The 17,486-nt window shown below is 53.8% G+C and carries 20 protein-coding genes; 8 read left to right on the forward strand and 12 right to left on the reverse strand.

All coding sequences use genetic code 11. The annotated features are described in order from the left end of the window. The first annotated feature begins 5 nt into the window (after window positions 1-5). From urtB to urtE, 4 genes are read left to right on the forward strand one after another with little or no spacing between them, the layout of a single operon-like run. Entirely contained in the window at window positions 6-1,580 is a 1,575-nt protein-coding gene (urtB, locus tag CWM66_RS11775; RefSeq protein ID WP_079517821.1) for an urea ABC transporter permease subunit UrtB, read from the forward strand. Next, window positions 1,580-2,656 carry an urea ABC transporter permease subunit UrtC gene (gene urtC, locus CWM66_RS11780; protein ID WP_107146688.1) on the forward strand — a complete coding sequence of 359 codons (1,077 nt, stop codon included), beginning with the start codon at window positions 1,580-1,582 and terminating at the stop codon, window positions 2,654-2,656. Before urtB ends, urtC begins: the two co-directional genes overlap by 1 nt. Continuing rightward, entirely contained in the window at window positions 2,649-3,440 is a 792-nt protein-coding gene (gene urtD, locus CWM66_RS11785) for an urea ABC transporter ATP-binding protein UrtD (RefSeq protein ID WP_035888540.1), read from the forward strand. The genes urtC and urtD overlap by 8 nt, the downstream gene beginning before the upstream one ends. Before the next feature lies 1 nt (window position 3,441). Then, window positions 3,442-4,140: an urea ABC transporter ATP-binding subunit UrtE gene (gene urtE / locus CWM66_RS11790; RefSeq protein ID WP_035888539.1), complete on the forward strand. Its 699-nt coding sequence runs from the start codon at window positions 3,442-3,444 to the stop codon at window positions 4,138-4,140. A gap of 46 nt (window positions 4,141-4,186) precedes the next feature. Here urtE and CWM66_RS11795 read toward each other — a convergent pair whose 3' ends face one another. The 5 genes from CWM66_RS11795 to CWM66_RS11815 all read right to left on the reverse strand — a co-directional run bounded on the left by CWM66_RS11795 (window position 4,187) and on the right by CWM66_RS11815 (window position 7,414). After that, window positions 4,187-4,843, reverse strand: coding sequence for a hypothetical protein (locus CWM66_RS11795; protein ID WP_107146689.1), 657 nt, complete (start codon window positions 4,841-4,843; stop codon window positions 4,187-4,189). An 89-nt stretch (window positions 4,844-4,932) separates the two neighbouring features. After that, window positions 4,933-5,550, reverse strand: a complete 618-nt coding sequence (locus CWM66_RS11800) for a hypothetical protein (protein WP_064565926.1) — start codon at window positions 5,548-5,550, stop codon at window positions 4,933-4,935. Between the two features lie 50 nt (window positions 5,551-5,600). After that, the gene (locus CWM66_RS11805; protein WP_035888537.1) at window positions 5,601-6,083 is read right to left on the reverse strand and encodes a hypothetical protein; all 483 of its coding nucleotides are present in this window, start codon (window positions 6,081-6,083) and stop codon (window positions 5,601-5,603) included. A gap of 483 nt (window positions 6,084-6,566) precedes the next feature. Further along, window positions 6,567-6,962, reverse strand: a complete 396-nt coding sequence (locus CWM66_RS11810) for a VOC family protein (RefSeq protein WP_107146690.1) — start codon at window positions 6,960-6,962, stop codon at window positions 6,567-6,569. Window positions 6,963-7,015: 53 nt separating this feature from the next. Continuing rightward, window positions 7,016-7,414 carry a VOC family protein gene (locus CWM66_RS11815; protein ID WP_072439875.1) on the reverse strand — a complete coding sequence of 133 codons (399 nt, stop codon included), beginning with the start codon at window positions 7,412-7,414 and terminating at the stop codon, window positions 7,016-7,018. 248 nt (window positions 7,415-7,662) lie between these two features. Between CWM66_RS11815 and CWM66_RS11820 the strand changes: the two genes are divergently transcribed. Beyond that, on the forward strand, window positions 7,663-8,541 hold the full coding sequence (locus tag CWM66_RS11820) for an AraC family transcriptional regulator (protein ID WP_007371811.1): 879 nt from the start codon (window positions 7,663-7,665) through the stop codon (window positions 8,539-8,541). A 38-nt stretch (window positions 8,542-8,579) separates the two neighbouring features. Here CWM66_RS11820 and CWM66_RS11825 read toward each other — a convergent pair whose 3' ends face one another. Together CWM66_RS11825 and CWM66_RS28905 are read right to left on the reverse strand one after the other, a co-directional pair. Further along, window positions 8,580-10,142: a cyclic diguanylate phosphodiesterase gene (locus CWM66_RS11825; protein WP_050998900.1), complete on the reverse strand. Its 1,563-nt coding sequence runs from the start codon at window positions 10,140-10,142 to the stop codon at window positions 8,580-8,582. Then, window positions 10,075-10,467: a hypothetical protein gene (locus tag CWM66_RS28905; protein ID WP_007371813.1), complete on the reverse strand. Its 393-nt coding sequence runs from the start codon at window positions 10,465-10,467 to the stop codon at window positions 10,075-10,077. Before CWM66_RS28905 ends, CWM66_RS11825 begins: the two co-directional genes overlap by 68 nt. Before the next feature lie 188 nt (window positions 10,468-10,655). Here CWM66_RS28905 and CWM66_RS11830 point away from each other — a divergent pair, with 188 nt between their 5' ends. Then, entirely contained in the window at window positions 10,656-11,345 is a 690-nt protein-coding gene (locus CWM66_RS11830; RefSeq protein ID WP_035888532.1) for a VIT family protein, read from the forward strand. 30 nt (window positions 11,346-11,375) lie between these two features. Next, window positions 11,376-11,912 carry a cytochrome b561 gene (gene cybB / locus CWM66_RS11835; protein ID WP_071920904.1) on the forward strand — a complete coding sequence of 179 codons (537 nt, stop codon included), beginning with the start codon at window positions 11,376-11,378 and terminating at the stop codon, window positions 11,910-11,912. Window positions 11,913-12,038: 126 nt separating this feature from the next. Here cybB and CWM66_RS11840 read toward each other — a convergent pair whose 3' ends face one another. Next, window positions 12,039-12,515 carry a cold-shock protein gene (locus tag CWM66_RS11840; protein ID WP_007371816.1) on the reverse strand — a complete coding sequence of 159 codons (477 nt, stop codon included), beginning with the start codon at window positions 12,513-12,515 and terminating at the stop codon, window positions 12,039-12,041. Between the two features lie 249 nt (window positions 12,516-12,764). On the opposite strand from CWM66_RS11840, the gene CWM66_RS11845 reads away from it, so the two are divergent. Next, a complete protein-coding gene (locus CWM66_RS11845; RefSeq protein ID WP_071920903.1) occupies window positions 12,765-13,460 on the forward strand; it encodes an RluA family pseudouridine synthase in 696 nt (231 codons plus the stop codon). A gap of 8 nt (window positions 13,461-13,468) precedes the next feature. Here CWM66_RS11845 and CWM66_RS11850 read toward each other — a convergent pair whose 3' ends face one another. The 4 genes from CWM66_RS11850 to CWM66_RS11865 all read right to left on the reverse strand — a co-directional run bounded on the left by CWM66_RS11850 (window position 13,469) and on the right by CWM66_RS11865 (window position 17,485). Beyond that, window positions 13,469-14,008 carry a DUF2058 domain-containing protein gene (locus CWM66_RS11850; protein WP_071920902.1) on the reverse strand — a complete coding sequence of 180 codons (540 nt, stop codon included), beginning with the start codon at window positions 14,006-14,008 and terminating at the stop codon, window positions 13,469-13,471. Between the two features lie 57 nt (window positions 14,009-14,065). Next, on the reverse strand, window positions 14,066-15,214 hold the full coding sequence (locus CWM66_RS11855; RefSeq protein ID WP_035888524.1) for an alpha-hydroxy acid oxidase: 1,149 nt from the start codon (window positions 15,212-15,214) through the stop codon (window positions 14,066-14,068). A gap of 71 nt (window positions 15,215-15,285) precedes the next feature. Beyond that, the gene (locus tag CWM66_RS11860; protein WP_107146691.1) at window positions 15,286-16,536 is read right to left on the reverse strand and encodes an NAD(P)/FAD-dependent oxidoreductase; all 1,251 of its coding nucleotides are present in this window, start codon (window positions 16,534-16,536) and stop codon (window positions 15,286-15,288) included. A 130-nt stretch (window positions 16,537-16,666) separates the two neighbouring features. Continuing rightward, window positions 16,667-17,485: an ABC transporter permease gene (locus CWM66_RS11865; protein ID WP_071920901.1), complete on the reverse strand. Its 819-nt coding sequence runs from the start codon at window positions 17,483-17,485 to the stop codon at window positions 16,667-16,669. Window position 17,486: the final 1 nt, after the last annotated feature.

A 17,486-nucleotide genomic window follows, 5' to 3' on the forward strand; every position in this document is an offset into this window, starting at 1 on the left:
GACACATGAAAATATTCCCGGCTTTGGGCTTTCTCCTTTTCGGCTGCCTGCTGATGACCGCGACGGCGCAGGCCGGGCCTGCCGCTGATTATGGCAAGGCCAGCCGCACGCAGCAGGCGCAACTGCTTCAGCAGTGGTCTGCCGCGCCGGAGGCATCGCGTTTGCCGTTGTTGCAGGCGCTGAATGACGAAACGGTGGTCACCGATGCGAATGGTCAACTCTTCAGCGAGCAGAACGGCAAACTAACGGCGCTGGAAGGCGACGCAGCGCCTGCGGGTGCGACGAAAAAAGTGTTTATGAATAACCGCATTCGCGGCCTGGTGGCCAGCGCGCTGGCCACGCACCAACTGGTCAGCCCGGACGACAGCGTCCGCCTGCGCGCGGCATTGACGTTGCAAAACAGCGCGCAGGCCGATCAACTGCCGTTTCTCAGCGCACGGCTGGCGGCGGAAAAAAACGACGGCGTACATACTGCGCTCGCCATTGCGGTGGCGAACCTGCAACTTGCTGATAGCCGCGCCGAACGGCGTTTGCAGGCGGTGAAACTATTGGGCGAAGCCAGCGATCCGCAGGTGCAGGCCAGCCTGCAACGTCTGACGCAGCCGCAAAATGAGCCGGACTCCGCGGTGCGTGAAGCCGCCGCTGACAGCCTGAAGCAGGTACAGCAACGCCTGAGATGGGGCGACTGGCTCGGACAAGCGTTCAGCGGGATTTCGCTCGGATCGATCCTGCTGCTGGCGGCGCTGGGGCTGGCGATCACTTACGGTTTGCTCGGCGTGATTAATATGGCGCACGGCGAAATGTTGATGCTGGGCGCGTACTCCACCTGGCTGGTGCAGGATCTGTTTCAACGCTTTGCCCCCGACTGGCTGGCGATTTACCCGCTGGTGGCGCTGCCGGTGGCATTTTTTATCACCGCCATCATTGGCATGCTGCTGGAGCGCACCATTATTCGTCATCTCTACGGACGGCCGCTGGAAACCCTGCTCGCCACCTGGGGAATTAGCCTGATGCTGATTCAACTGGTGCGCGTACTGTTTGGCACGCAGAACCTGGAAGTCGCCAACCCGGCGTGGCTCTCCGGCGGCTGGTCGGTACTGCCGAACCTGGTGCTGCCCTGGAACCGTATCGCGGTGATTGTGTTTGTTATCGGCGTGCTGATCCTCACCTGGCTGCTGCTGAACAAAACCCGCCTCGGCATGAACGTGCGGGCGGTGACGCAAAACCGCCGCATGGCGGATTGCTGCGGTGTACCGACCGGGCGCGTCGATATGCTGGCTTTCGGTTTAGGTTCCGGTATTGCCGGGTTGGGCGGGGTGGCGCTGTCGCAACTCGGTAACGTCGGCCCGGAACTGGGACAGGGCTACATTATTGACTCTTTCCTCGTGGTGGTAACCGGCGGCGTCGGACAACTGGCGGGCACGGTCGTGGCGGCGCTGGGCCTCGGCGTGCTGAACAAAGTCCTTGAGCCGCAAATCGGCGCGGTGCTGGGCAAGATCGCGATCCTGGTATTGATCGTGCTGTTTATTCAGAAACGACCGCAAGGGTTGTTTGCATTCAAAGGGCGGGTAATTGACTGATGAGCCAACCTATTACGTTAACTATCGCCCGACGCGCGCCGCGCCTGACCTGCATGCTCGCTTCACTGCTGCTGGCCGCGTTGCTGATCCTGCCCTTTTTCGCGCTGCTTCCGGCGGAAAATCCGCTGGCGATTTCCACCTATACGCTGACGCTGATTGGCAAAATTCTCTGCTACGCCATTGTCGCGGTGGCGCTGGATCTGGTGTGGGGCTACGCGGGGCTGCTGTCGCTGGGGCACGGGTTGTTTTTCGCCCTCGGCGGTTATGCGATGGGAATGTATCTGATGCGCCAGGCCGCCGGTGACGGGCTGCTGGCGTTTATGTCGTTTCTCTCGTGGACGGAATTACCGTGGTTCTGGGCCGGAACGCAGTACTTCGCCTGGGCGCTGTGCCTGGTGATCCTGGTGCCGGGCCTGCTGGCACTGGTGTTCGGCTATTTCGCCTTTCGCTCGCGCATTAAAGATGTCTACTTCTCGATCATGACCCAGGCGCTGACCTACGCCGGGATGCTGCTGTTTTTTCGCAACGAAACCGGCTTTGGCGGCAACAACGGCTTTACCGGTTTTACCACGCTGCTCGGCTTTCCAGTATCGGCAACCGGTACGCGCATCGCGCTGTTTGTGGCAACGGTGCTGCTGCTGGCAGGATCGCTAGCGATTGGCGTGATGCTGACGCGCAGCAAGTTTGGCCGGGTGCTCACTGCCGTGCGCGACGCGGAAAACCGGCTGATGTTCTGCGGCTACGATCCGAAAGGCTACAAGCTTTTCGTCTGGACGCTCTCCGCCGTGCTGTGCGGGCTGGCGGGCGCGCTGTATGTGCCGCAGGTGGGGATTATCAACCCCAGTGAAATGTCGCCGACCAACTCGATTGAAGCGGCGATTTGGGTGGCGCTCGGCGGGCGCGGTTCGCTGATTGGGCCGATCCTCGGTGCCGGGATCGTGAACGGCGCGAAGAGCTGGTTTACCGTTGCTTTCCCGGATGTGTGGCTCTTTTTCCTTGGGTTGATGTTTATTCTTGTGACGCTGTTCCTGCCGCGCGGCGTGATTGGCCTGCTCAAACGGAGGAAGCATGACTGATTCCCTTTTTACCCAGCCGCAGTTGCAGGACCGCTACCGCGAAACTACCGATCCGGTGCTGCAACTGGAAAAAATCAACGTCACCTTTGATTCGTTTCGCGCATTGACGGATTTGTCACTGTCGATTGGCGTGGGGGAACTGCGCTGCGTGATCGGGCCAAATGGCGCAGGCAAAACCACGCTGATGGATATCATTACCGGTAAAACACGGCCGGACAGCGGCACGATAACCTACGATCAGAATATCGATCTTACCGGGATGTCGCCGGTGGACATTAGCCGTGCGGGCATTGGGCGTAAGTTCCAGAAACCCACGGTGTTTGAAGCGTTAAGCGTGACGGAAAACCTCGAAATTGCGCTGAAAATGGATAAGTCGGTGTGGACCAGCCTGCGCGCCAGGCTCAGCGGCGAGCAGCGGGATCGCATTGATGAAGTGCTGCTGTTGTTGCGGCTGACCGAGCATCGACATCGCCCGTCCGGGCTGCTTTCCCACGGGCAAAAACAGTTTCTGGAAATTGGCATGCTGCTGGTTCAGGAACCGCATTTGCTGTTGCTGGATGAGCCCGCCGCCGGTCTGACGGATGCCGAAACGGATTATATTGCCGAGCTGTTTCGCACGCTGGCGGGCAAACACTCGCTGATGGTGGTGGAGCATGATATGGGCTTTGTCGAAACCATTGCCGACTATGTGACCGTGCTGCATCAGGGGCAAGTGCTGGCAGAAGGTTCGCTGCGCGAAGTACAGGCCAACGAGCAGGTTATCGACGTTTATCTGGGGCGCTAATATGTTGCAGGTGAAAGAGTTAAACCAGTATTACGGCGGCAGCCACATTTTGCGTGGCTTGTCGTTCGAGACCACGCCGGGTGAAATTACCTGCCTGCTGGGGCGCAATGGTGTGGGAAAAACCACGCTGCTGAAGTGCCTGATGGGGCTGATCCCGGCGAAATCCGGCACGGTTCACTGGCAGGGCAAACTGATCAATAACAGCAAGCCGCACCAGCGGGTGCAGCAGGGGATCGCCTACGTTCCGCAGGGGCGGGAGATTTTCCCCCGTCTGACCGTCGAAGAGAATCTGCTGATGGGGCTGTCGCGCTTTTCGGGACGCCAGGCGAAAACTGTTCCCGACGAGATTTACGATCTCTTCCCGGTGCTGCGCGAGATGAAGCAGCGGCGGGGCGGCGATCTCTCCGGCGGGCAACAGCAGCAGCTTGCCATCGGGCGGGCGCTGGCCTGCAAGCCACAGTTGTTGATCCTCGACGAGCCAACGGAAGGTATTCAGCCCTCGGTTATCAAGGAGATTGGCGCGGTGATCCGCAGCCTGGCGAATCGCGGCGATATGGCCATTCTGCTGGTGGAGCAGTTTTACGATTTTGCCGCCGAGCTGGCCGATCAGTATCTGGTGATGTCGCGCGGCACCATTATCCAGCGCGGGCGCGGCGATGAGATGGAAGCGCAGGGCGTGAGACAACTGGTGGCGATTTAAAGGGTAGGCGTTCCTGCCGGTTATTCCGTCGGCAGGAACGGTTTACTCAGACTTTGACCAGCTTCAGCCGCTGGTTCTGCCCCTGGAGCTGGATATAGCGTTCGAAAAGGTGGTGTTCCACTTGCTGGCCGCCATTCAACTGGGCGAGAAAATATTCTGCGTCCGCTTTAGTGGCGAAGTTTTCATGTCGCCAGTCACCTTCAAGGTTGTACAGCAGGCCAAAAGCTTCGCTGCACGGTAGCCGTATCTGGAATGTGGCGGCCAGCTCGCCCTGCATATAGCCGGTGAGCTGAAGCATTGCCGTTTCGCTGTGATAAAACGCGATACCGTCCCGGGCTTTGTTGTTATGCCACTGGCACTCGGGCATTAAATAACAGCTCCCGCCGACAGGCACATTTCCGTCGCTGGAGGGCGTCATATGACCGCCGACGGAAAAATCGGGATGGCTGGTGCCAACCGGAACAGCATTGGTAATATAGCAAGGGCTGCCTGACGGAATGCCTTTCGCAATGAGTAAATCCTTCCAGCTTTTATCTTTATATCCCGGCACTCTTTTGGGATCCGCTGTACTGCCATCAACGTTATAAAGTGTGCCGCTAATATTGACGACACTGGCACCGGTAGAGGTAATGACTTCATCCTCATTGCTCACCAACTGGAGAAATTCATTAATTTTCTGCCTGTCATATTGTTCTTTGTCCATTTCATTCCCCTTCTGAAAGGAATTATAAAGAGGGAAGGGCGTGAGGGATAAAATAATGGCCTCACACCTTTCCCCGCTGTTGTTAACGCTTAACTGTTGCTGGCGACAACCCAGCTATTATTTCTTTGCAGCGTCACATCAAGTTCATAACTGCCCATCGGGAACGTTAATTGCTGCGCATTGCTGATATCGCTGATCTGAATAACCTGGCCGGGGATATAATTACCATAAGTGATCCAGTACGTCGGCGTAACAGAAAATACCAGATCCATATTCGGCTGCGCCGGCTGGACAAATGTTCCTGCGCCCGACATGGCGATCCCGACTGCGGCGCTATTAACGGGGTTAATACTTTCATGGCCGGTAATAAATAATGTGCCATTACGCCCGCCATTATTCAGCCCGGTAAAATTGTAAGCGCCGTTGCTGTACATCAGCGTGATATTATTATTGCCGGAGGGATCGCACGGAACACTTTGCGATGCTGTGAATACACTGCCCACATCCAGCGGTCCTGAATCATCCCAGACAAAACTGTAATCAATTCCCCACGTGAAAGAGAGCAACGTGCCGGGAAAGGCCGCTTTTGTCAGCCAGGCCAACGACATAATATTCGGATTGCTGATGTCCGGTAATGACTGATAGATACAGAAAGAGCCAAACATCGTTGAATTATTGGTAACATTGACAGTGTATTGCTGAGACATAATATCCACCTTGTTTATTGAGTGAAAATAACGTGATGACAACTGCCTGCTTACAGATAGGTATTTCGTGATTTTATGAGCCTTATACTCCTCATGGTGACGCCAAACGTTTTCACTAACGATTTTGGTGAAACCTGGTCCTGCATAGCTATCTGCATGGCCGCGCGACGAATGGCCACGAATACGCCCCATGCTGATGGCATTTCGATGTTCCCGGCCGAATCCGCATATTTGCATAACCGGGAATACTGTTTTTTGGGAATGTCAATCTCGTATAATTTATAAAATTTTGATGCATCCTTGGGGATATATATTTTTCGCCCGCCATGATGAGAAATGAGCTGAAAAAGGGATTTAAACCCGCAGGTACCTGCAATCTCTGAAGCCGCCCATGGCATCGCAGATAAAACATGTTCCTTATGCTGTTCGCAGAACTGCACTAACTCCCTTTCGTTTTCAGAGCTTATAGCTGGCAAGCCGGAAAATAGCAAAGGATAATCCTGTAATAAAACATCGTGTATTGTATTATTCACATTTACCTCATGCCGATGGCCTTATTCCGTAAGGGCTACCACAGTTGTGAGATAAAGTATTAACCGCGAATATCCATGGCAGCACGGAGGAAGTGTTCCCCCGCAAAGCGCGTGGGTACAACAAGAGTAGTTGCACGATTACCCGATATATAATATGTGCGTGCTGAAAACGTTTATCGCGAATGCGCACACCGCGTAATGTATTACACGAGGGCTGTGGATTGCTGCGTGAATGAAGGCGAGAGGCGCGCAGTGATGAAGGGCGCGGCGTTATTAATTCGGAATTATCATGCGAAAAAGTCGCCGTTCGATATTAACCGATCTGCCTCTCGCGTTCATTTTTGCAAGGCAACGATCAATATCGTGACGCTTTTTAAGCAAAGGGGAAGTCAATGCGCTTTTCGAACGCTGGAATGCGCATTGGGGGAATATGCCAGCGCGAATGGCACCGATTTTGGGCTGGCGGGGGATAACCGACCGCATTCAGGGCGTTGTCTGGCACACAACTTCGATATTATTGCCATCAGGATCAAAAACATAGGCTGCGTAGTACGACTCATGGTAGTGGCAACGTATTCCGGGAGAACCGTTGCTTTTCCCACCAGCCTGTAATGCGGCCTCCCAGAATTTATCCACTGTAGAACGGTCTTGAGCGGTGAACGCGATATGTACTGCTGCACCCGGTTTGTCATTATCATGCAGCCACAGGCGTGGATAGTGCCCTGGGCCGAGCCCGTAACGTAAACCTCCCGTACGCGTCTGGCTCTGCGCGACGGCGATGATGAGCCGGAATTTCAGCGGCGCGAGTGCTTGTTCGTAGAAATACCGGGATATAGTGGCATCGTTGACGGCTATTTCAATGTGATCAATAACGGACACGGTTCTCTCCTGCGCGTGTAAAAGGGGGAATAAGTCGCCTGCCGCGCCACCCATTATGCGTGCTGCCAACTTTTGTAGACAAATTCGAGGCTGTAGCCATCGGGATCGCGAACCTGCGCGGCGTAATAGCGCGGGTCATAGTGATGTTGTGCGCCAGGCGGGTGGATCTCCGTCGCCCCGGCAGCCAGCGCTTCAACCCAGGCCTGGTTAACCTGCGCCTGAGAGTTGGCAACAAAACCGACATGGACAGCGCCGGGGGAGGGCTCACCCTGGCGTAACCAGAAAAACATACGGCCATTCGCACCAAAGCCCTTCAGGTCGGGATGGCCCTGCGGGCCCTCTTTTCCGTCATAATCATGGCGAAGGTTAATGTCCAGAACAGGGAGTACCCTTTCATAAAAGTCTACCGATCGCGCGATGTCGCTGACGGTAATAAACAGATGATCCAGCATGCTGTGCTCCTGTTGTCAGATGATATAACTGCCCACAACCTGAAGGCGATTGACGGTTTTAGCGGCTGCTTGCTCGCTGTTACGCAGAGTAAAAATGACGCCGTACTCACGACTAGCCCACCTGGCTGTCGGATAACCAGACAAAGCGTACGCGGAGCAAGTGTTGCATGCTGATGCGATCCTCTTTAAACGTTGCCTGATACTGCTTTTATCTTGTTGCTCATCTGATGGCATGCTATTTATCGGCGATGGAAAATCAATTACACGAATTGCGCGAACTGGCATCGGTGGCGGGAAATCAACGCACTGAAACCGGCATTCCACGCCTTGCGATGGTGCAGGGTGAGATCCCTGAGCACCGGTTGTCTGCCGTTTATGAACCAATGATCAACCTGATTCTGACAGGCTCGAAAAGCATGTCAGTAGGGGACAGAACCTACCGCTATGACCCCGCAACCTATTTTGTGATGTCGGTGGATTTGCCTGCCATTGGCCGCGTTTACCCGGATGAGCAGACCGGGGCGCCTTATCTGGCTGTCAGCCTGACGCCGGATCCGGGGATCCTTGCTGATTTGCAGAACTGTTTGCCTGATTCTGGCTCCGCTGCGCTCTTTCATTCGGGATTTTCCGTTGCGCCAGTGACTGTGGAATTGCTGGATGCCTGGGTGCGCATGCTACGTCTGATGCGTACCCCGGAGGCGATCCCGGCTCTGGCTCCCGCCTATGAAAGGGAAATACTGTTCCGTGTGTTGCAGGGACCGCTTGGCTGGATGCTGCGTGATATTGCGCGACCAGAGTCGCATCTGTCGCGTATTTATACGGTGATTAACTGGATAAAACAGAACTATATGCAGGCCGTGCGGGTGGAAGCGCTGGCCGAAATGGCGGCACTCAGCGTTTCCGCGTTTCATCGCCATTTCCTGACGATTACGGCCCTCAGCCCGGTTCAGTATCAAAAACGGATAAGGCTGATGCAGGCGCGTGAAAAAATGCGTACAACAAACGCGAGTATCATGACAATTGCATTAGCGGTCGGTTATCAAAGCCATACGCAATTCAGTCGGGAATATGCCCGGCTGTTTGGTTTACCGCCTTCTGTCGATCGCCGACAAATACTGAAAAGGTAAGATCTCCAATAATCTGTGCCGGGAAAGGCGCTTTTATTTCAATCCACCATGTTGTGCACATCCTCTTTCTTCCGCGCTGTATCAACAACCACCTTCACTTTGGGTTTTGACAGCAGAATTTTGATCAGATCCTGGAAGTTGACCGGCTTATAGAAGTAGTAACCCTGCAGGAAAGTGATGTTGTTTTGATTCAGGTAATCGAGCTGTTCTTTCGTTTCGACGCCTTCGGCGACAATGCTTAAAGAGAGTTTGCGCGCCAGATCCAGCACGCAGTCTAAAATCCGCGTCGAGTCCTGCTCGGCATTCACTCTGGCAACGAAACTCTGGTCGATTTTAATGTAATCGATATGCAGATCGTGCAGGTAAGAAAGCCCTGAGTAGCCAGTACCGAAATCATCCAGCGCGATAACAAATCCATTTTCATGCAGGACATTTAGCCGTTGTACAAGATCTTCATCCACGTTTAAGGGTTCGCGTTCGGTGACTTCAATCACCAGATTGAGCGCAGGGTGTCTGAAACTCTCTTTGAATTTCAGACACTCCGCGACAAAATCGGGCGAAGTGATATGGGACGCGCTGAAGTTAATACCGATGTGAAAACCTTCCGGCAACCGGTGGGCAATGGCGTTCATATGGGCCACGACCTGCCGCATCAGGCTTTGCGTAAGCGGTATGATCAGATCTGATTTTTCGGCTAAAGGGATAAAGGATGCGGGCGGAATATAGCCGGATCGCGGGTGTTTCCAGCGCGCCAGCACCTCGACACCGCGCAGGGTTCCCTCTCTGCCATTCACCACTGGCTGGTAAAAAGGCACGATCTCACCGTTGGTAATGGCCCGGCGCAATGTCTCTGCCGGCGTGGCATTTTTATTCAGGTATTTAATCAGCGCGTAGGCCGTCGCGCAGGAGATTAACAGGATGAAAATCAGGATGCCCGGCCCCAGCGAGACGAGCCGGAACAAGCTAAACAGCGGCGGTTGATTGTAGATGATACTGAAGGGATAGGCTTTCGAATTGGCTTGTCCCGAAGGGGGCGTTTTTTCGCTAAGCGCGGCAATATCCCCCGACAGACCGATAACATGATTCCCGACGCGCAATCTGTAGATAACGCCCTCTAACGGCGCATTCAGCGCCTCGCGAATATGCTGATCGCTGATGGTGACCAGCACGCGGCTCGCGGCAAATCGCGTTTGATAGACGAGGAAGGGCTGTTCGTTTGCTGCGTCCTCTGCCGGTGCGAGAAACAGACTGGCCGCAGACATTCTGGGAATACGCGCCAGCAGCCCGCGATTTCCCGGTAGCGATGAGCACCAGACTTCCCCGCCTTTAACAATCAGGATTGTGCGCAGATGTGGTTGCAGGGCAGCTTCAGTGCCGAGCTGAAATTGTCCCTCCGGATCGCATCCTTTACCCGCGATGTCAACGGCGAGACGGGTAGCATGGGACGCTTCATCAAGAATGTTGTTGATGTTATTCACCGCGTATCTGGCTCCTTCAAGGCGATCTGCCCGGGTGGAGAACCAAAGCTGCATATTAAGAATAAAAACGCCGGTAATAAAAAGAAGCACAGCCGCGATTAGAGGAATAAGGGCATTGCGCATCATCGTGTCCTGGGGCGAAGGGAGTGATTTCTCGTGTCAAAATGTCAGTACAAAAAGCATGGTCGAGAGACGCTGAAATCGCCAGCGCACGGCGGGTATCGCTATGGCTGAAATGGTGTTGCTGCGCTATTACGTTATGGTAAACACCGGAGAATTTACGCCTCTTTTTTGCTGACAACCCAACAACGTCGGCAATTAGCTTTGACGGCGAGTGAATAGTCTCAACAATTAATGCTGGCACCTGAAAATCGCCTGTCAGAATCTGCATGAATGATAAAATAAAATTAACGCTAACGCAGATAAGATAATTTGCTGAGGCATTCATGAATGAGCATGATAGCTATTATCATTTCAACGCCAGGGTATATAAAAATCAGTAGATCCTGGATTTTACTCATTCACTCTTAATGTGGCGTTAAGGCTGACAGAATAAATTAACACCTGCTCAACGCGATTTTTTTAATATCAGCAATGCCGGGCAGATTCATTCACGGATAAAAGGAAAACATCATCATGCATCTGGAACTACACAGCATTGGAAGAGTGGGGTGGCTCCGGGCGGCAGTGCTGGGTGCCAATGATGGCATTGTGTCGACGGCCAGCCTTGTTCTCGGTGTTGCGTCTGCAGGGAGCTCCTCCTCTGGGGTGTTGCTGGCGGGCGTTGCCGGGCTGGTTGCAGGCGCCATGTCAATGGCGACCGGAGAATATGTTTCCGTCTCATCACAAGCTGATACCGAAAAGGCCGCGCTGGCACAGGAAAGGAGGGAGCTGGCGACGGATTATGAGGGGGAGGTACAGGAACTGACGTCACTGTATAGGCAACGAGGGCTGGCGCCTTCGCTTGCCCGCGAGGTTGCGGAACAACTGATGGCAAAGGATGCGCTCGACGCGCATGCCCGGGAAGAACTGGGCCTGACGGAGACGAATTCAGCACAGCCGCTGCAGGCTGCAATTTTTTCAGCCATCAGTTTTTCTGCCGGCGCGGTGTTGCCGGTTCTGGTGGCGTGGTTAACGCCGGCACCGCTGGTTTTGCTGTTCGTCATCCTTTCCACGCTTTTTTCACTGGCGCTCCTCGGCTATATCTCGTCGGTCGCAGGCAAAGCGCCGCCGGTGAAAGCCATTATTCGAATCACCTTCTGGAGCGCCATGGCGATGGCTTTGTCGATGGGTGCGGGTTCGCTCGCCGGACAGGCGCTGGCTTAGATAATCGTTTCATTCTCAGGACAGAAAAAAATGAAGAAATACTCAGGTGGGCAGATAGCACTACACTGGCTGGTTTTATTGCTAATCGTGATCGCATATGCCGCGATGGAATTCAGGGATATTTTCCCAAAAGATTCTGTCGGTCGTTACTGGATGGCAATAACTCATTACACTTGTGGTGTCAGTGTATTTATTCTGATGTTAATCAGAATGGTATTTAGATTTATTTTCCCGGAACCGCCGGTTGTTCCCGCGCTGCCACAATGGCAAAAGCTCAGCGCCACCGTTGTACATTTTGTTTTATATGCGCTGTTTATTTTTCTTCCGCTGCTGGGGGTGGTGTCGCTCTATTACGGCCAGAAAGAGTGGAGTTTTCTGTTTATTAACATGCCGGTTGCGGCGGAAAAAAATAGTGTACTGCAACATAGCCTGAAAGAGGTTCATGAATTACTGGCTAATACGGGCTATTTTATCATCGGCTTGCATGCGGCGGCGGCGCTGCTGCACCACTATATACTGCGGGATAATACCTTGCTGAGAATGATGCCTGGCAAGCGCCCGGATTAACCGGGTTTTCTCAGGACGGAAAAGAAGCAACATTCTGCGCGCTTCTTACTCATCACCCGCGCTGGCTGCCGGTACGCCAGCGCGTGGTGCTGAAAGTTACCTGAAGGAGCAGGGCAACGGCGCTGCTCAGACTTTGAGCATTTTCACCGTCGTATCAATGTCGATTTCATCTTCTGAGAAAATGGAGGTTGTGCCCTGAAAAGTGGTGATCGCCAGTTTTTTCACTGAGCGCATTTCACCCGGTTTCGTGGTGGTTTTCGGCCGGATGTTTCCCATTAGCAGACCCACAGACAACACGGCATTTTCTTTATCGATGCGGGCATCAGCGGGGACTTCTTCGCTGTACACCAGATACGATTTGATCGACGCAAGCTTAAAACGTTCGCCTGCGATATAGATGTATTTGCTGTCAGGGATGACTTTCACGGCGTAAGCCGATAACCCTTTGTTATTGGTGGTGGGTTCGAAAGTCACCGCGGCATCTTTCTTAATTAGTTCAGGGTTAGCGACCTTAATCACATGAAAATAGCGGTTATCGCCGTTTTCATCTTTGATAAAGCCAAAACCTTTATCTTTAAACCACGTTGTGATCGTTCCGTTCATCGCTGTACCGCCTGGTTAATCGTTTATCTACTCAGTTTTTTGCAGCGCGCAGTGTAAAGCACAATGCCTGCGCAGGCCATGCCTGGTTAAGTGTGAATGATAAATTTCTGCTCTGCGAGTGAGGAAAGCCTCGGAACGCGAAGCTGCAGGGGGAAAACGCCGATCGCGTCCGTTTAAACCAACGGACGGATTCGCCAGTGCGGTGAAAATCCGTTATTATCCGCAGCCATTCTCCACTCGGGCAGCCGGATGTCTACGATCGATACTTTTATTGCCCCGCCGTGTCACGACAACATTGAAACGCTCTATCAGGACGAGCACCTGGTGCTGATCAATAAACCCAGCGGATTACTCAGCCTGTCGGGGAAAAACCCGCAAAATCTCGATTCGGTGCATTATCGGCTGGTGCAGATATTCCCCGGCTGCACGCTGGTGCACCGCCTCGATTTTGGCACATCCGGGTTGATGGTGGTTGCCCGCAATAAGGCCATTAATGCCGCGCTCTGCCAGCAGTTCAGCCAGCGCACCGTCACTAAGGTTTACAGCGCATTGCTCTGCGGACACGTGCACGACGACGAAGGAGTGATCGCTGCGGCGATCGTCAAAGACCCGGCGTGCTTCCCGCGGATGTCGATTTGTGCGACCGGCGGCAAGCCAGCGCGTTCCCGTTTTCGGGTCATTGAGCGTTTTTACCAGACGCAGGAAGACGGTAATTTACTGCCGTTGTCACGCGTTGAGCTGATTCCTGAAACCGGGCGCACGCACCAGCTACGCATTCACTGCCAGCATTTGGGACATCCGATTCTGGGGTGCGATCTGTATGGCGGTCGCCTGATGCCTGGTGCTGAACGGGCGTCGCGGCTGATGCTGCACGCCAGCGCGTTGCATTTTGTTCATCCCATCAGCAACACGTGGATCAACGCCCGTCATGACAGCCCATTCTGAAACGCGAATTACCACATCAAATCATCGGGCACTTTGAAGTCCGCATATGGATCATCTTCATCCTGTGCTTCCTGCGTGAGCGCGCTGTGCAGCACAATACAGTTGGCATCGCGCTGGGCAATTTTATCGGCAACAGCCGCCGGGATAATGGCGTATTGGTTATCACCGTTGTTGTCGGCTACCAGGCGGGCAATGGCGAGACGGCCATTGATCAGCTGCGCCTGAGTCACTTTATCGACCTCTATTTTTTTAATCAGGTTATTGTCGGTGAAGTTAAAACTGATATTGCCTTTCGTTATTGTGATGCGGTTCATCTCAATAAGCTGCTTGATCTGCGCTTTATACTCTTTCGATAACGCAGCCTGTTTTTGCTGTTCGCTGAGCTGCTTATCACGCTCAAGTTGCGCTTTCTTATTTTCTTCTACCGCTTCTCTGGCCTCACGCGCCTGAACGCGGGACTTTTTCGCCGTTCTCTGGACTTTGGCCATCTTCTTGCTGGTGACTAATCCAGCTTTTAACATCTGCTCTTGCAAGGTAAGTTTTGTCATCGTCGTCGTTAAACCCGTTGGAGTGTTAGCGGGATTATAACAGCCAAATCGGGCAAGTCAGTCAAACAACCTGCGCCGCAGGATCCCTGCATCAATCGCAGCAACATGGGTCTTGCCGCAAAAAGCCATCGACAAATCGAATTCATTACGAATGATATTCAGCGCCATGGTGACACCTGCTTCGCCCATCGCCCCTAATCCATACAGCATACTGCGCCCGATATAGGTTCCTTTAGCCCCCAGCGCAATCGCCTTCAGCACATCCTGCCCGGAACGTATCCCGCCGTCGAAATGGACTTCAATATCATTACCCACTGCGGCGACAATCTCTGGTAATAAGGTACTTGAGGACGACACTCCATCCAGCTGACGGCCGCCGTGATTGGAGACAATGAGCGCATCTGCGCCTGCCGCCACCGCCTGGCGTGCATCTTCCACGTCCATAATGCCTTTAACGATCAGCTTGCCGCCCCAGCGCCGTTTAATCCACTCAATATCCTGCCAGGAGAGGTGCGGGTCGAACTGCTGCGCTGTCCATTCCACCATGGCATCAATGTTATTAACACCGCTGGCGTGACCGATAATATTGCCAAAGTTACGGTTGCGTGTGGCGAGCATATTGCGGCACCAGCGTGGTTTGCTGGCAATATTCAGCAGGTTGCGCAGCGTCATTTTCGGCGGGGTCGACAGGCCATTTTTAATGTCTTTATGGCGCTGCCCAAACACCTGGAGATCCATGGTGACGACCAGCGCACCGCAGTGGGCGGCTTTCGCGCGATCGATAAGATTCGCGACAAACTGGCGATCGCGCATGACATAGAGCTGGAACCAGAAGGGATGGTAATCCGTGGCCTGCGCTACGGTTTCAATGGAGCAAATGCTCATGGTCGAAAGCGTAAAGGGGATGCCGAACGTTTTCGCTGCCCGCGCCGCAAGAATTTCGCCGTCGGGATGGATCATGCCGGTTAACCCCGTGGGGGCAATGGCTACAGGCATTGTTACGGGCTGTCCGAGCATCACGCTGGCGGTGCTGCGGGCGGCAATATCGACCGCCACGCGCTGGCGAAACTCAAGGCGACGTAAATCCGCTTCATTGGCACGATAGCTATATTCGCTCCAGGAGCCGGCATCCACATAGTCATAAAACATTTTGGGCACCCGCTTACGCGCCAGTTGCCGTAGATCTTCAATGCAGGTGATGATCATGTCGTTATCCAGGACGGTGTGGCTAAATAACGATGATTTAGCCACCGGTGACGATCAGAATACGTAGACAATTATGATTTAACGTAGTCGGTATAAGCGTTCTGCAAAACAATATGATCGGCAATATATTTCGCATCGTGCCATACACCATAAATAAACGATGAGGCACGGTTTACTAAATTAGGCAGGCCGAGAAAATAAATACCGCGCTCGGCGGAAATACCGCGTTTATGGAACGGCAGACCTTTTTCGTCGAAGGCATCCACTTGCAGCCAGCTAAAATCAAATTTAAAACCCGTCGCCCAGATAATAGTGGTAATACCCGCTGCGGCAATATCTAATTGCGCCAGCGGATTGAGCAGACATTGCGGATCCGGCAGCAGTTCCCACGCCTGCGGCTCGGGCGGCAGATCCAGCCCGTTGCGTTCGATATAAGCATCGGCATCGCGCAGCACGTCAAAGTAGGCGTTATCGCCCGCAGCGATATTCTCCGCCAGGCCGTCGGCAAAGCTCAGGACGCCGTTATCCCAGCTTTGGGTGATGCCTACCAGCGTAATGCCCATATGCGCCAGACGACGGAAATCCACGGTTTTACCGCCTTCATAACCGCTTACCGCAAAGGCAACGTGCTCTTTCTTCGGTTTTATTTTCACTTCATCCCACAGACCCAGCGCGCCGAGCCACCAGCAGTAATCGCGGTCGCGGTAGGCGCGCGGCGGGCGATAATGTTCGCCAACCGACAGATAAACGTCCCGACCCGCTTTACGCAGCTCTTCGGCAATTTGTGTACCAGAAGCGCCAGCACCCACCACCAGCACGCCGCCTGCGGGCAACTGCTGCGGATTTTTGTAGACCGAAGAGTGAATCTGCTGCACGCCTGCGCTTTCTGGCACGATCTGCGGGAATGAGGGTTTCTGAAACGGGCCGGTGGCGGCCACCACATTCGCGGCCTCAAATTCACAGGCGGAGGTCACCACTTTAAAGCCGCTGCGCCCTGCCAGGCGCACAACCTGATGCACGTCAACGCCGGTCCGTACGGGAGCGTTAATCATGCTGGCATACTCTTCAAAATATTGCGCCATGCGCTCTTTCGGCGGAAAAGCTTCCTGGGAAATATTGTCGAATTTCAGCGACGGGAAGCGGTCGTGCCACGCAGGACCGTTTGCCACCAGCGAATCCCAACGTTCCGAGCGCCAGCGTTCAGCGATGCGGCTACGTTCCAGTACGACGTGAGGCACGCCCATCAATGCCAGATGTTCGCTCATGGCAATACCGGCCTGACCAGCGCCGACAATGACGGTATTAATTTTTTCTACTGACATGTTGAATTCCTAAATTCAGGCGACCCTCGATAATTTTATCGCGAAGCGTAATCGGGTGTCGTATTAATGATAATCAGGCGTCTTAAAGGCAGCGCACGGGAAAATCCAGTGCGCCTTCATTCACGGTTAATTAATGTCTGGTTTCAATATTCAATATTTTCCCCAGGCCTAAAAACTTATTGGCGATAATTAATAACGTGGCGGTGACGGCTATATAAATGACCGACAGGGCTGCCAGTGTTGGGTCAGCAAATTCACGCACATAGTTGTACATTGCCACCGGTAAGGTCTGTGTTGCCTGGGTAGTAATAAACAACGACGCGGTAAATTCGTTAAACGAGAGGATCGCGGCAAACAGCCAGCCGCCAAACAGGCCCGGCAAAATCAGCGGCACGGTGATGGTCCACACCACGCGTAACGGCGATGCGCCAAGGCTTGCCGCCGCCAGTTCAATGCGCTGTTCAAGGTTTTTTATCGACACATAAACGCTGCGCAGTACAAACGGCAGGACCAGCACGATGTGGCAGAAAATCACCAGCGGATAACCGCGCCCCAGGTTGAGTTGCGACACCAGCATCAGCAGGCCCAGGCCAATGGTGAAGTGCGGGATAAACAGCGGTGACAGCAAAATCCCTTCCAGCACCTGCTTGCAGGGAAACGAATAGCGTTCGATAGCAATCGCCAGCGTGGTGCCGATGATCACCGCCAGTGATGATGCCCATGCGGTAACAATTAACCCGGAGTAGAAGCCGTGACGGAAATCATCGTAATTCACCGCGCGCTCGAACCAGCGCAGCGACCAGCCTTTCGGCGGAAAGAACAACACGGCGGTACTGCTGAACGAGGAGATCAATACCACGATAGTCGGCAGCATCACGAAGAGCAGAATCGCAGCGACCAGCAGGCGGCCCGCCAGTACAGTCAGTTTGTCGTTGATCGAACGGGTCATA

It is taken from the genome of Kosakonia sp. H7A, assembly GCF_003028445.1.
In the GTDB taxonomy this organism is placed as follows: Bacteria; Pseudomonadota; Gammaproteobacteria; order Enterobacterales; family Enterobacteriaceae; genus Kosakonia; species Kosakonia radicincitans.